This is a genomic window from Flavobacteriales bacterium (assembly GCA_016700415.1).
In the GTDB taxonomy this organism is placed as follows: domain Bacteria; phylum Bacteroidota; class Bacteroidia; order Flavobacteriales_F; family PHOS-HE28; genus PHOS-HE28.
In genome coordinates, this window is the sequence record CP065018.1 from 1,438,685 (window position 1) to 1,452,310 (window position 13,626).

20 protein-coding genes are annotated in these 13,626 nt (G+C 58.1%); 11 read left to right on the forward strand and 9 right to left on the reverse strand.

What is annotated here, in order from left to right:
- Positions 1–70 precede the first annotated feature (70 nt).
- Together IPP95_06085 and IPP95_06090 are read left to right on the forward strand one after the other, a co-directional pair.
- The gene (locus tag IPP95_06085; GenBank protein ID QQS73787.1) at positions 71–934 is read left to right on the forward strand and encodes an endonuclease/exonuclease/phosphatase family protein; all 864 of its coding nucleotides are present in this window, start codon (positions 71–73) and stop codon (positions 932–934) included.
- A 433-nt stretch (positions 935–1,367) separates the two neighbouring features.
- Positions 1,368–1,673 (forward strand): hypothetical protein, encoded by a 306-nt coding sequence (locus IPP95_06090; protein QQS73788.1) that lies wholly within the window; start codon positions 1,368–1,370, stop codon positions 1,671–1,673.
- Positions 1,674–1,978: 305 nt separating this feature from the next.
- Here the strand turns inward: IPP95_06090 and IPP95_06095 are convergent, their stop codons facing one another.
- The gene (locus IPP95_06095) at positions 1,979–2,566 is read right to left on the reverse strand and encodes a flavodoxin reductase (protein ID QQS73789.1); all 588 of its coding nucleotides are present in this window, start codon (positions 2,564–2,566) and stop codon (positions 1,979–1,981) included.
- Positions 2,567–2,568: 2 nt separating this feature from the next.
- Between IPP95_06095 and IPP95_06100 the strand changes: the two genes are divergently transcribed.
- The 3 genes from IPP95_06100 (at position 2,569) to IPP95_06110 (ending at position 3,751) form a co-directional block, all read left to right on the forward strand.
- Positions 2,569–2,742 carry a hypothetical protein gene (locus IPP95_06100; GenBank protein QQS73790.1) on the forward strand — a complete coding sequence of 58 codons (174 nt, stop codon included), beginning with the start codon at positions 2,569–2,571 and terminating at the stop codon, positions 2,740–2,742.
- 110 nt (positions 2,743–2,852) lie between these two features.
- Positions 2,853–3,398 carry an IS3 family transposase gene (locus IPP95_06105; GenBank protein ID QQS73791.1) on the forward strand — a complete coding sequence of 182 codons (546 nt, stop codon included), beginning with the start codon at positions 2,853–2,855 and terminating at the stop codon, positions 3,396–3,398.
- Positions 3,335–3,751 (forward strand): transposase, encoded by a 417-nt coding sequence (locus IPP95_06110; protein ID QQS73792.1) that lies wholly within the window; start codon positions 3,335–3,337, stop codon positions 3,749–3,751. The genes IPP95_06105 and IPP95_06110 overlap by 64 nt, the downstream gene beginning before the upstream one ends.
- On the opposite strand, the gene IPP95_06115 is transcribed toward IPP95_06110, so the two are convergent.
- The 8 genes from IPP95_06115 to IPP95_06150 form a co-directional block, all read right to left on the reverse strand.
- On the reverse strand, positions 3,732–3,917 hold the full coding sequence (locus IPP95_06115; GenBank protein QQS73793.1) for a hypothetical protein: 186 nt from the start codon (positions 3,915–3,917) through the stop codon (positions 3,732–3,734). The genes IPP95_06110 and IPP95_06115 overlap by 20 nt on opposite strands.
- Before the next feature lie 94 nt (positions 3,918–4,011).
- Positions 4,012–4,503 (reverse strand): YajQ family cyclic di-GMP-binding protein, encoded by a 492-nt coding sequence (locus IPP95_06120; GenBank protein QQS73794.1) that lies wholly within the window; start codon positions 4,501–4,503, stop codon positions 4,012–4,014.
- Positions 4,504–4,624: 121 nt separating this feature from the next.
- On the reverse strand, positions 4,625–4,786 hold the full coding sequence (locus IPP95_06125; protein QQS73795.1) for a hypothetical protein: 162 nt from the start codon (positions 4,784–4,786) through the stop codon (positions 4,625–4,627).
- 172 nt (positions 4,787–4,958) lie between these two features.
- Positions 4,959–6,734, reverse strand: a complete 1,776-nt coding sequence (locus tag IPP95_06130; GenBank protein QQS73796.1) for an ABC transporter ATP-binding protein — start codon at positions 6,732–6,734, stop codon at positions 4,959–4,961.
- Between the two features lie 125 nt (positions 6,735–6,859).
- On the reverse strand, positions 6,860–7,021 hold the full coding sequence (locus IPP95_06135; GenBank protein ID QQS73797.1) for a hypothetical protein: 162 nt from the start codon (positions 7,019–7,021) through the stop codon (positions 6,860–6,862).
- A gap of 152 nt (positions 7,022–7,173) precedes the next feature.
- Positions 7,174–7,827 carry a YdcF family protein gene (locus IPP95_06140; protein QQS73798.1) on the reverse strand — a complete coding sequence of 218 codons (654 nt, stop codon included), beginning with the start codon at positions 7,825–7,827 and terminating at the stop codon, positions 7,174–7,176.
- A 147-nt stretch (positions 7,828–7,974) separates the two neighbouring features.
- Complete coding sequence (locus tag IPP95_06145) at positions 7,975–8,376, reverse strand: hypothetical protein (protein QQS73799.1); 402 nt, start codon at positions 8,374–8,376, stop codon at positions 7,975–7,977.
- A 161-nt stretch (positions 8,377–8,537) separates the two neighbouring features.
- Positions 8,538–8,792 (reverse strand): Smr/MutS family protein, encoded by a 255-nt coding sequence (locus IPP95_06150; protein QQS73800.1) that lies wholly within the window; start codon positions 8,790–8,792, stop codon positions 8,538–8,540.
- A 169-nt stretch (positions 8,793–8,961) separates the two neighbouring features.
- Between IPP95_06150 and IPP95_06155 the strand changes: the two genes are divergently transcribed.
- The 6 genes from IPP95_06155 to dnaK all read left to right on the forward strand — a co-directional run bounded on the left by IPP95_06155 (position 8,962) and on the right by dnaK (position 13,474).
- Positions 8,962–9,180 carry a hypothetical protein gene (locus IPP95_06155; protein ID QQS74304.1) on the forward strand — a complete coding sequence of 73 codons (219 nt, stop codon included), beginning with the start codon at positions 8,962–8,964 and terminating at the stop codon, positions 9,178–9,180.
- Complete coding sequence (locus tag IPP95_06160; GenBank protein QQS73801.1) at positions 9,123–9,677, forward strand: transposase; 555 nt, start codon at positions 9,123–9,125, stop codon at positions 9,675–9,677. The genes IPP95_06155 and IPP95_06160 overlap by 58 nt, the downstream gene beginning before the upstream one ends.
- Positions 9,665–9,823 carry a transposase gene (locus IPP95_06165; GenBank protein ID QQS73802.1) on the forward strand — a complete coding sequence of 53 codons (159 nt, stop codon included), beginning with the start codon at positions 9,665–9,667 and terminating at the stop codon, positions 9,821–9,823. Before IPP95_06160 ends, IPP95_06165 begins: the two co-directional genes overlap by 13 nt.
- 84 nt (positions 9,824–9,907) lie before the next feature.
- Positions 9,908–10,174, forward strand: coding sequence for a transposase (locus IPP95_06170; protein ID QQS73803.1), 267 nt, complete (start codon positions 9,908–9,910; stop codon positions 10,172–10,174).
- Positions 10,175–10,379: 205 nt separating this feature from the next.
- Complete coding sequence (locus IPP95_06175) at positions 10,380–11,381, forward strand: DUF4249 family protein (protein ID QQS73804.1); 1,002 nt, start codon at positions 10,380–10,382, stop codon at positions 11,379–11,381.
- Between the two features lie 182 nt (positions 11,382–11,563).
- Complete coding sequence (dnaK, locus tag IPP95_06180; protein QQS73805.1) at positions 11,564–13,474, forward strand: molecular chaperone DnaK; 1,911 nt, start codon at positions 11,564–11,566, stop codon at positions 13,472–13,474.
- Positions 13,475–13,626 lie beyond the last annotated feature (152 nt).

Below are 13,626 nucleotides of genomic sequence, written 5' to 3' on the forward strand. Positions count from 1 at the left end.
GGGAATTGGCACGCATGCTCCTCATCGCCGGCATACTTGGCTGGCGGTGGCTTTGCCCGCTTGTAGCCTGATGATCGCACTTGGACCGGACAACTTTCCGCTGATCACCGCCCGCGCCTTCCTGCTTCAGGGAGCTGCATTGTTATTGATCGCCGGGATACTGCTGGCCGTGTGCGGGCGAACATGGACGGTGGACGGTGCCGTACTCTCCGCGATGATCTGCATAGGGCCGACCTTCCTGTTGAAGAACAAGACAAATTCCACGGCCACGGGGTCCGTTTTGTTCACATTGGCCCAGATGAACGTGCACCGAACGAACAGCTCCTTTGCCGGCACCATGGCCGCCGCCCGGGCAAGAGGGGCGGATATTCTTTCGGTCCAAGAGGTGGATGCGCGATGGGAAAAGGCCCTTGTGGAAGGCCTCGCCGACCTGTATCCCTACCATGTGGTCCGGACCGCCGATGACAACTACGGCATCGCACTGTTCAGTCGGTCCCCGTTTGAGGATCATGCAGTGTTCGACCTGAACGGGTTGCCCGCCATACGTGCCACGGTACGGCTGAATGAACTGGATATTCTAGTGCTCGCCGTACACCTGCGCTCCCCGGAGAGCCGGGCGGACCTGAAGCAACGGAACATGCAATGGGCCGCACTTGCGGACCTGGCGATCAACGCCCCCGGACCGGTCTTGGTGGTAGGAGACCTCAATACTGTTCCTTGGGATAATGCCGCGAAGCACTTCAACATGGTCACGTCCCTGGCTTGGGGGCCTCACCCTCTATCGCCGACGTGGCCTTCCATCGCCGGACTCTCCTTGATACCCTTGGACCACATGCTGACCTCCCCCGGCCTTTGCATTCTGGACCCTCGCACCTTTATCATCCCCGGATCGGACCATCAGGGACTCTCTGCCACCATTGCAGTGAACCGCTGAAGGAGGTTCTTTTGCCCACGGTCCATCCGGCAAAAAGCCATCGTTCCTTTTGGATCGAGATCCATTAAGTCCTTATCAATTGCCACCTATATTCCGTACCCTGCTGCCATAATTCACCATTCGTTGTTCACCCTCTGACAAAAATCACTTGCGCCGAGCCCGCACTTTACCCCAATTTTGCTCCACAAGCCAGAGAAGGGGATGAACCGATGAGGAGGGAAACGCCCCCGTTGATGGCAACCAACAAAGCATTTGTACGTTTTATGGTCATGTACACGGTCGAACATCGCCAACCTTGGTCCGCCATGCAAAAGCAAACATGGCCACATACCGCCGACCAGGAACAGTGCCCGGCCACGGCGGTGGACACCTCATTCACACACGCTGCGGAGTGCTTGGATCCGTGCAGCAGCCCAACCCGATCCCTTTTATCATGCTAACAGACAGCCGCACGTTCATTCGCCTAGGTCTGCTATCCCTCTTGGGCCTCGCTTTCTATTACGCCCATCTTTTTCTGGGCATGTTCGGCAATGCGGTCCTGTTCAAAATGATGGCAGTGACCTTCCTCTTGGCCACCGTGCCCCTGCCGATCATCGCGGTGAACAACCGGAAGCTCTTTCCGGCCTTGGAAAAGCGCACCAAACACCTGCTGGCCATGGGCACCTTGCTCATGCTCATGCACCATTTCATGATGACCTTCATCTTCGTGATGTTCCTGCCCGAAGGTTCGGTTTTTTGAAACGTTCCGGAGGTTTCCGGCTGCCCTTATAGCACTATCGGCCTCGTGCCGTTCCCCGATGGGCCAGGGTCTCGTGTAACCCTTTTTTCTGCTTCCCGTTCCAATGGTCATGGTCACTAAGACCACGGAACAGACCTGAGACCCCTGGTCGTGTAAGGTGCGAGCATCTTCACATTCGGAGCCCGTAAGCAACGAGACCAGGATATTCGAAACGCGCCCTGTAAGGCGCGTTTCGTCATTTAGGGCGAGCTGCCGACCCCGTAAACAGAGATACTTCACTGCTTCGGATGGTCCGGAGCCGCTGTTCAATGCTCGATCACGATCGACTCTGCCGAGGCCCCGAGACCGGAAAGTATCTCGCTCAGGTGTTTGACGAAATCCGCCGGACCGCAGATGTAGAAGTGCTGATCAAAGTCCTGCACCAATGCGACCATGGTATCCCTGTCGATACGCCGCTCTTGGAACCCGATGACATGTTGCCTGGTGAAGATGTTGAGGAATTTTTTCCCCAGCATCTTGGTCAGTTCATCATCCAAGATCACGTCCGAGGCCGTCTGGTTGGAGCAGACCAGCGTATTGACGCCGAGCTTCTTCTTTTTCTTCAGGTCCCGCAGGATGGCGATGAACGGTGTAACACCCGCCCCTCCGGCAAAGAAATAGCCGGGACCTTGATAACTGATCGCTCCGAAGGGTTCCCCTAGGAACAGTTCATCGCCTTTGCGTGCCAGCCCTATCTGATGGGTAACACCTTGTCGGTCATCATAGATCTTGATGATGAACTCCAAGGTCCGTGAAGTGGTCAGCGAGGTGAAGCTGAAGGGGCGTGGCTTCCCCTCCCAATGTAGTACTCCCCAAAAACTGGACAGGTAGCTAAGGTGGCTAAACTTGTCCAAGGATGACCCGCAAAAGCAGAAGGAAGTTCACTCCCGCATTCAAGGCGCAAGTTGCGCTTGAGGCCGTGAAGGAGAACCATACGATGGCAGAGCTGGCGATGCGCTTTGGAGATCGCACCAGCACAGATCGGCCAATGGAAGAAGCAGTTGGCGGAGAACGCCGCTGGGGTCTTTGAAGGGACCCCGACGGCGTCCTCCGCCATGCCAGGTGGTCACGACCCCGAAAAATTGTTCGCCGAGATCGGCAGGTTGAAAATGGAGAACGACTTGCTAAAAAAACGGTCCGATGAGCGTGGCACAAAAGCGGCATGCCATTGCCACCGTTCAGGAAGGCAGCATCATGGAGCGCTGCCGGGCGCTGGACCTTGCACGCAGCAGCTTCTACTATCAGCCCAAAGGAGAAAGCGCGTTGAACTTGGAATTGATGCGTTTGATGGATGAAGAGTACACCAAGCATTGCTTCCATGGAGTGATCGGCATGCGCGACTTTCTGAGGCTTGAAAAGGGCTATTGGGTGAACGAAAAGCGGGTGCGCAGGCTCCTTCGGCTAATGGGCTTGGAGGCCGTTGCGCCCAAGCCTGACCTGAGCAAACCCGCCAACGGGCATAGGGTCTATCCCTACTTGTTGAGAGGTGTGCAGATTGAAGCTCCGGGGCATGTTTGGAGCACCGACATCACCTACATCGCCATGGGCAAAGGGTTCCTGTATCTCACCGCCGTGATGGACTGGCACAGCCGCTACGTGCTCTCTTGGCGATCAGCAACACCTTGGACACCTCCTTCTGTCTGGAAGCTTTGCATGGTGCGCTGTTGCAATATCCTGCACCAATGATCTTCAATACCGACCAAGGCAGCCAATACACCAGCGACCTCTTTACCGGGGCGTTGATCCAGGAAGGCATCAAGGTGAGCATGGATGGCAAGGGCCGGGCTACGGACAATGCGTTCATCGAACGACTTTGGAGAAGCGTGAAGCAGCAATGCGTCTATCGCCATAGCCCCGCCGATGGGAATGAGCTGCGCAGCCTTCTGGCCGAGTACTTCGCCTATTACAACCACCAACGACCACACCAGCACCTGGATGGACTGACCCCGGCACACCTTTACTTTGGTCTGCCCGATACCCGGAACCGTACCCTGACACCAAACCTTGTTGAACCCCAATTCACACTAACAACCGCCTGAAACCTGTCCAGTAAATCGGGAGTACCTCACAAGCCTCCTTCTTCAAGGCGAGCATAGCGGCTTGGCCCGGGGTGAAGGAGTAGCCTTCCGGCCTTTCCACCTTGAAACGCTTCACATTGTGGGTGATGAACGCCGTATCCAAGATCTTAACGCTATGCTTCGACATCAGGGACTCTTACAATAGACGGAGGTAAAAGGGGAACAGGGGTCAACTCAAGGACCTCTACCGAGAGGCTTGGTCCTACGCACAAGCCTGTGGCTTAGCTTTTCATATTATCGAACTGGAGGGGCACATCGAATTCCTCCCCTTGAACACTGTTCATCACGCCCTGCAGGTCGTCGATCTTCTTTCCGGTCACCCGTACCATGTCGTCCATGATCTGGGCTTGCACCTTCAACCCGGTCTCCTTGATGAACTTGACGATCTTCTTGGCGGTTTCGCGATCGATCCCCTGCTTCACCTTCACGGTGCGGTAGAGCAGTTTCCCGCTGGGCATTGGCTGATCGGAAAGATCATAGCTCTTCACATCGACCTTCTGCTTGGTACTGCGCTCCAGCAGGATGCTCAGGATGGAGTCCAGCTTAAGGTGATCCTCCGTGGACAGCTTTATGGAAAGTGCTTTCTTGTCGAACTCCACATTGCTGTTGCTGCCCCGCAGGTCGTACCGGGTTTCCAGCTCCCGCTTCACAGTATTGATGGCATTGTCCAAGGTTTGGGGATCCACCTTTGAAAGGATGTCGAAACTGGGCATGGCGCTAGGTTTGTCCGGAGTTTTGTTGTTGCGGACAGGTCCAAAGATAGTCGGGACATGCCGCTTGGGCAGGGCGTTGGACCCATTGGGCCACTACCCGCCAACGACTCTGACGACCGGATTAACCGATCACTTCCGCCTTCGGATAACGCTCCTTCCAGAACGCCAACTTCTTCAGGTCGGACAGGGTAATGATCGTGCGCTGGTCCAGCCTGACCTTGATCGCTTTGATCCCTTTCCGGACCGGCTGGGTAAGGATGAGCTTCTTTTTCTTGCGTGCCATTGTTCCGTGTTTTGCCAGATACATACGGAATAGCGTGCCAAAAGGCTCGCTATTCCGCTTCATTGGGATTTACTAACAAAATGTCGGTCCGGGCAGGGGCCCCACCGTCAATTTGGCGCGGATCCGGGGGAATTCTGGACGAGGGCCCGCATGGAAAGGAACGTTCGATCGATCAGATCCGCGCTTGATAACGGTGCAGTTCACTATACCGCCCGTTCAATGCGAGGAGTGTCTCATGATCTCCGCGTTCCACGATCAGCCCGCGCTCCACCACCAGGATCTGCGTTGCCCCGCGGATGGTGCTCAACCGGTGCGCGATGACAAAGGTGGTGCGGTCCTTCACCAGCTCCCGCAGGCTTTTCTGCACCAAGGCCTCGCTTTCCGTGTCCAAGTTGGAAGTGGCCTCGTCGAGGATCAGTATCACCGGATCGGCCAGCATCGCTCGGGCGATGGCCACACGCTGCCGTTGGCCACCGCTCAACTTCACGCCGCGCTCGCCGATCACCGTTTCCAGCCCCAGCTCGAACCGGTCGGAAAATTCATCCACATAGGCCCCACGCACCGCACGTTCCAACTCCTCCACCGTTGCTCCCGGACGGGGATAGAGGATGTTCTCCCGGATCGTTCCCTCGAACAGGAAATCATCCTGCAGCACCACGCCTAAGCGGCTTCTGTAACTGGCCAATGAGACTTTGGACAGGTCCTTCCCATCGATCGTGACCATACCGGAAGTCGGGGTGAGAAAGCTGGCCGCCAAACCGGCGATAGTGGTCTTTCCCGAACCGGAGCTCCCCACCAATGCCGTTACCGAACCGGGCGGGGCATCGAAGCTGATGCCATGCAGAACGTCCTTCCCCTCTTCGTAGGCGAATCGGACCTCCTTGAAGCGGATGTGGCCTTGAACATCCTCCAGTCGGACCGGGCGCTTCATGGGGTCGTCCTCCTCCGCCATCCCCATGATCTCCTCGGTACGGTCCAGCCCGGCGAAGGCCTCGGTCAATTGACTGCCGATGTTGCTCATTTGCACGATGGGTGCGATCATGAACCCGAGATAGAGGGTGAAGGAGAGAAACTCACCCAAGGTCAGCGTATCCTGGATCATGAAATAACCACCGATCCCCATGATCCCCGCAGAGGCCAGGCCAAGCAACAGCGTGGAGGAGCTGGTGATGAGCGCGGTGGTGGTGAGGCTCTTCCGGACGTTCTCGAACAAACGCCGCACCCCTTCCTCAAAAACGGCATGTTCATGCCCTTCCGCATTGAACCCCTTGATGATGCGCACACCATTGAGCGATTCGGTGAGGCGGCCCGTCACCTCGGCATTGATCACCCCGCGGGTGCGGAAGATCGGGCGCATCCGCCCGAAGGCCTTTCTGGCGATCAACGCGAAGAGCCCCACGGGGATCAAGGTCCAGAGGGTCATCACCGGACTGATGCGGATCAACAGGAACAAGGATGCCACGGCGGTGACCGTACCCCCAACGAGCTGCACCAGCCCTGTGCCGACCAGGTTCCGCACGCCTTCCACATCGCTCATGATGCGGGAGACCAATGCCCCGCTCTTCGTGCTGTCGAAAAAGTCCACGGGCAGAGAAAGGACTTTGCGTTGCACTTCCGCACGCAGGTCGCTGATCATCCGTTGCGCTTCCACGCTCAGCAAGCGGGTCAATAGGAAGGAGGTGATGCTCTGCACGACGATGGCGCCCACCACGGCCGCGATCACTACGCGCAACATGGCCAAGTCCTTGTGCATCACCACATCATCGATGAGGTATTTGGTGGCTCCAGGCAACACCAAGCTCGCCCCCCTGCTGATCAGGATCAACAAAAGCCCTGTAAGCACTTGTTTTCGACGTGGCCAGATGAACTTGCCGAACGCTTTGCGCCAGCCCATGGAAGGGCGGGATGTTCCAGCGGAACCGTTGGCCCCACCTTCGCGTGGCCGCATGCCGCGGGTCCGCTCAACACGGCCCGCCCGAACAACGTTCCTAAACACGGGTTCCTGAAAAAACGGGGGTCATATCACAAACGTCTTCCTTGCTTGACGTCGGCACTTGTCCCGATGTCCGCCGCTCAATCTTTGATCACCTCCGCCTTCGGGTAGCGCTCTTTCCAAAAGGCCAATGCCTTGGGATTCTTTACCATGACGACCGTGCGGGAGTCCAAGCGCACCTTGATGGCCTTGCCTTCACGGACAGGGGGAGTGAGTATGAGGTGCTTTCTTCGAGTGGCCATGACTTGCTGCTTAGGTCGGAGGAACACACGAGAGGCTTAATTGCCGCGCAGTGCGCCGGTTTTTTCATTGACCGGCTTCCCCAATAGTCGTGCAAAATAGAGCAATTTTCAGTATTTCCAAGCCCTCCGGAAGAAACACGGTCCAATGCCCCTCAGATCCAGCCGTTCAACTTGTAATAGGCAAGGGCGGCATATTCCCGGAGGCAGGTGATCTCCAGCTTCAGCTGGTTCCAGAAGTTGTACCGCAGATCGAGGTTGCCGGAAACATCGGGCACGTAATTCCTTCCACCGATCTTCCCGTGTGCATATCGGAGGTCGTCGAAGAGGGCATGGTCGAAAGCCGGGCTACCGCATGCCAGTGAAAAACCGGCCTTCCGAAACGTGAGAAGCGTACGGTACATGTTCTCCGGTGCCGTGACCAGCGCGATCCGGAGCGGCACCAGCCCGGGCCCGGAACGCAGCAGGTCCAGCGCCTGCTCGCGCGTGTTTCGGCCATGAAGCACCAAGGTGATGCGCTCCGGGGGTATGCCCTTCAAGCCGAGTTCGTGTACCATGGCATCCGCCAAAGCGGTGTCGTTCGGTAAAAGCAGGACAACGGGAGCGGACACGGTCTTTCGGGCCAACGCGGCGGCGGCGTTGCAGCGCATGAGCTCCGGGCCGGAAGGCATGCCACTTCCACCCAGAAGTACGATGGCCGCAGGATCGCCCGTACACGATCCACCGGCGGTGCCCAACCAACGGTGCGCATCGAACGGCAAACGGGTAAAGGCCAGCACCAGCATGGCCCCGGCGACCACACCAAGCACTATGCACGATGTTCTACAAACCGACTTCACCCGGCTCCAAGACCGGGCGGCCCAAGTGTCTGAAGAGGTAAGGCTATTGAATTTTGGCATCCTATACACCTTGGCCTACCGGCATGGCAGGACGGAATAGTACGCTCAACTGACCACCTACCCTGGCAATGGGCTGCCAACAGGAACGGCGCAGTCATGTCCCGGCTCACCATGGGCGGGATTCAGCTTGCCCGAACCAGCCCCGGGGGAAGTAACCGGTGAAGCGACGGGACTGACGGCTGGCGGCATGGTCACCGTTGCGGGGGTGGGACCGCTACCGTCCAACGGTGCACCGACGGGGATCTCACAACGGTGCCCGGGATCGCCGTGCGCGGGGTTCAGTTGGGCGCCCAGTGGGGCTTGCGTCTCCGCGGCCACGTCATTCACAGGTGCCGGCATTTCCACTTCCGTAGTGAGGGGTGGAACAACCGACTGCGGCGCAGGGTCATTGGCACAAGCGGCCATGATCAGGGCAGTAACTATCGCAATGCCCGAGAGGGTGGATGTGGTCGTTGTCATGAACGGTCAAGTAGATGATCTCGCGGTGAAAAACCACGGCAAGTGTTGCAAAGATACCCTTCAGAGGCCCGGCGGACCGGGCCGAAACGCAACACCATGCAGCAAGGCCCTGAGTCCTTGTCCATGGCCTCTTTCCAATGATCGCAACTGCTCCTGCCCGGTCAGTGCTTGAAGCGCACGAACAACCTGCCGAAGTTGTCGCTGTCCTTGTCGATGCGATGGTACAGCTTCTTCACCCGGGGCTGCTGCAAATAGCGGATGACCTTCTTCTTCAATTGCCCGCTCCCTTTTCCCGGGATGATCTCCAGCAAGGGAATCCTCCTGTCCACACAGTATTCCATGGCCTCGTCCAGGGCTTGGTCGATCTCCTTGCCCTTGTTGAAGATGTCATGGAGATCGAGCTTATGCTTAGCCATTGAAGGTGGAATGAGCGGGTGATGATACGCATGCAGTCGAATTCCTTGCGGGTCCGATATGCATCGGACCACGCTCCATTCCCTTCTTTAAGCGGGGGAGCCAGTTCCGGGAGAGTATTCTGAAAAGTGTGTCAAGGATAGTTTGACAAACCATTCAGAAACTTGCCCCATGAAAAAGAGAAAAGTTGAAAAAGAGAAGGCGTTCGACTACGCCAAGTTCGAGCAAGAAGCCATCCAAGGATTGACAGAAGGCAAGGGCCCGATCGGAGAACACGGTGTGCCACACCGGCCGCCTGCTTTCCGCCGCCTTCGAAGGGGAGATGGACGCATTTGGACCAGGAGAAGAAGCGGAGCAATAGGCGCAACGGCTACACCGACAAGACCGTGAGAACGGCACTGGGTCCCGTTTCGGTCAGGCCTCCGCGAGACCGCAACGGCAGTTTTGAGCCGACGATCATCAAGAAGTGGGACCGGTCGCTGGCCCCCGAACTGGAGAACCAGATCCTGCATCTGTACGGCAAGGGCACCAGCTACGAGGACATTGGGGACCATCTAAAGAAGATGTACGGGGTGAGCTACTCCCCATCGTTCATCAGCTCGATCACCGACCGGGTGTTCGAGGAGACCGAGACATGGCGCAACCGCCCGCTGGAAGAGGTGTACGTGGTCATTTATCTCGATGCGGTCCACTACAAGGTCCGGGAGAATAGAAAGGTGTTGACCAAAGCCGTTTACTCGGTATACGGGGTGAGGATGGACGGGGAACGTGATGTTCTCGGCTTGTTCATCGGCGATGCGGAAGGAGCACGCCATTGGGCGCGCGTTCTGGAGAACATCAAGGACCGCGGGGTAAAGGACTGCTGTTCTTCAGCGTGGACGGCCTGAACGGCTTCAGCGAGGCGATCCAAGGCGTATTCACGCGAGCGGTCGTGCGCTGCATCGTCCATATGGTGCGCACCAGCTTGAAGTTCGTCTCTGGAAGGACTACAAGACAGTTTGCCAAGGACTGCGTTCGACTACCAGCAGGATAGTCCCGAAGCGGCCTGGGAAAAGCTCCAGGAGTTCAAGGGAATGGGTAGGGAGATATCCGGAGCGGCCAAGTGGGAGAAAGACTGGTGCGAGCTAGCCCGTTCTTCGATCATCCCGATGCCATACGCAGGGTGATCTACACCACGAACCCGGTGGAGGCCCTGCACCGCATTCTTCGCAAGGCCACCAAGACCAAGGGTGCGTTCATCAGCGAAAGTGCCTTGGAGAAGCAATTATATTTGACACTTAAGCACAACGAGAAAAGCTGGAAGAGAAAGGTCCGCAGCTGGCCGCAGATCCTTCAGTCGTTGAGCAACATGTACCCCGAAAGATTGGCCCATGTGCTGGTCTGAGGATCCGGCACGGAGACATTCTCCTTTGGCTTGGGGCCAGGAGAATGTCACCGTGCCTCAGTGCAGATTGACACACATTTCGGAATACTCCCGTTCCGGTAGCTGGTTGACTTTGACCGTTCCCATAGGCTTCCATACCTCTACCCTTCCTTGGCGTGTCCCCACGGCACCGCGTCTTATCTTCGCCGCCCATCTTCCCCCGAACATGTCCTTACGCCCCTTTCTCCTTGCCGGTATCGCGGTCGTTGTGCTGTCCTCCTGCAACCAGGACCTCGACATCACCGCACCTTACAAGGAGAACACCATCGTCTATGCCTTGTTGGACAAGGACAGCGCCATCCAGTACGTGAAGATCAACAAGGCATTCCTAGGGCCGGACAATGCGTTCATCTATGCCCAAGTGCCCGATTCCACGGAATACCAGGACGGCCAGCTTCAGGCGGAGATCCAGGAGGTGATGAACGGCACCGTGGTGAACACCTATGCGCTGCGTGACACGTTGCTGCCGCACGACCCCGGAACGTTTGCAGGCCCCATGCACAAGCTGTACTATTTCAATGCGGTGCTGGACGCCTCGGCCACCTATCGCCTTGAGGCCACGGCCAAGGGAAACCACGTCTCCGCCGAAACACCCATCGTTGGGGAGATCCAACCTTCGGGGACCATCATCAGCCCGGCACAGCCCTTAAACTTCCGCTCCGTGTTCAACACCTACGCCAACCAGACCATCAAATGGACCTCCTCGGTGAACGGCAAGCGCTACGAGATCTCCTACCGTTTCAATTGGGATGACGTTGTGGGCACGGATACGATCCCGCGCAGCTTCACCCGGTCCATCGGCACCTATGTGGCCAACGGCACCGGAGGCGGGGAGAACATGGAGGCCCCGTTCCAAGGAGAGTCCTTTTTCGAAACGGTGGGCCAGCTGACAGGCGATAACCCCGCTGCCACCAGCAGGATCTACAGGGGTGTGGACATCATCTGGGCCGTCGCCGGGCCTGACCTTCACCTCTACTTGCAACTGAACAGCCCCATCTCCGGCCTGGTGGAAGATCGCCCGTCCTACACCAATGTGGCCAATGGCTTCGGCCTCTTCACCACGCGGCGTTTCCGGGAGATACACAAAGCCTACCTCGGCTCCACCACCGTCCCCGAGCTGCTGGAGGGTCAATACACCGTAGGGCTGGGCTTCGTGTACGTGTACTGAGCCGTTGGCATCGCCAACAAATACGACATTCTGTCCTTTTGGCAGTGGCAAATCCGCCATGGAGCGACAGGAACTGCCGATCCGTGCGCCGATCCTTCCACTGGCATGATCGTTGAGCGCGGCGACGGCGAAACTGAAAAATACACGGGGCCGGACCAGAAGCCCCAAACGATAAACCAACAATGAGCAAGATCATCGGTATCGACCTGGGCACCACGAACAGTTGTGTTGCCGTGATGGAAGGCAGTGAACCTGTCGTCATCTCCAACAGCGAAGGCAAGCGCACCACCCCCAGCATTGTCGCCTTCGTTGAGAACGGCGAGCGGAAGGTGGGCGACCCGGCCAAGCGCCAGTCGATCACCAACCCGAAGAACACCATCTACTCCATCAAGCGCTTCATGGGCAACACCTATGAAGAGGATGCCAAGGAGATCGCCCGCGTGCCCTACGAAGTGGTGCGCGGCGACGGCGGCATGCCACGCGTGAAAGTGGGCGATCGCCAATACACCCCGCAGGAGATCAGCGCGATGGTGCTGCAGAAGATGAAGAAAACCGCCGAGGATTACCTCGGCACCACGGTAACCGAGGCGGTGATCACCGTGCCCGCCTACTTCAACGACGCACAGCGCCAAGCCACCAAGGAGGCCGGCGAGATCGCCGGCTTGAAAGTGCGCCGCATCATCAACGAGCCTACTGCTGCCGCATTGGCCTACGGTCTCGATAAGAAGCACAAAGACCAGAAGATCGTCGTGTTCGACTGCGGCGGCGGCACCCACGACGTGAGCGTACTGGAACTGGGTGACGGCGTGTTCGAGGTGAAGAGTACCGACGGCGATACGCACCTCGGCGGCGACGACTTCGACCATGTACTGATCGACTGGCTGGCCGACGAGTTCAAGAAGGACGAGAACATCGACCTGCGCAAGGACCCCATGGCACTGCAACGCCTGAAGGACGCCGCTGAGAAGGCAAAGATCGAGCTGAGCAGCACCACCAGCACGGAGATCAACCTGCCCTACATCATGCCGGTGGACGGCATCCCGAAGCACTTGGTGCGCACCCTCAGCCGTGCCAAGTTCGAGCAGCTCGTGGACCCTTTGATCAAGCGCACGATCGCACCCTGTACAAGCGCGTTGAAAAACGCGGGCCTGAAGGCGAGTGACATCGACGAGATCATCCTCGTTGGCGGAAGCACCCGCATCCCCGCCATTCAGGAGGCCGTGAAGAAATTCTTCGGCAAGGAGCCGAGCAAGGGCGTGAACCCCGATGAAGTGGTGGCCGTGGGCGCGGCGATCCAAGGCGGCGTGCTCACCGGCGAGGTGAAGGACGTGCTGCTGCTGGACGTCACCCCCCTCAGCCTCGGCATCGAGACCATGGGCGGCGTGATGACCAAGCTCATTGAGGCCAATACCACCATCCCCACCAAGAAGAGCGAGACTTTCAGCACCGCCAGCGACAACCAGCCCAGCGTGGAGATCCACGTGCTGCAAGGGGAACGGCCCATGGCGAGCGGCAACCGCACCATCGGACGCTTCCACTTGGACGGCCTCCCGCCTGCACGCCGCGGAACCCCGCAGATCGAGGTCACCTTCGACATTGATGCCAACGGGATCATGCACGCGAGCGCCAAGGACAAGGCCACGAGCAAGGAGCAGAGCATCCGCATCGAGGCCAGCAGCGGCCTGAGCAAGGAGGAGATCGAGAAGATGAAGAAAGAGGCTGAGGCCAACGCCGACTCCGACAATGCCGCCCGCGAAAAAGCCGACAAGCTCAACCAAGCGGACAGCCTGATCTTCCAGACCGAGAAGCAGCTCTCCGAATTCGGTGACAAACTGCCGGCCGACAAGAAAGGCCCGATCGAAGAGGCCGTGGCCAAACTGAAGAAGGCGCACGAGGCACAGGACATCCCGGCCATTGACACCGCGATGAACGAGCTCAACACCATCTTCTCCCAGGCCAGCGAGGAGATGTACAAGGCCGCTCAGGAAGCCCAGACGAACGGCACTACCGGTGGTGCCGCCGACCAAGGCGCGCCTGCCGATCAGGAAGTGACCGACGTGGACTTCGAGGAGGTAAAGGACGAGAAGAAGTAAGCGAACACCGCAAAATTAAAGCCGCCCCCGGTATTCCGGTCGGGCGGCTTTTTGCGTTGAAGCCTGGCCTGATACCAATTCGCATTCACTGGCGTTCGGAACAAGTGCGGCCAAACACTTTCGCGATCCCGTCCCGGCTCGGGGGCCGGGAT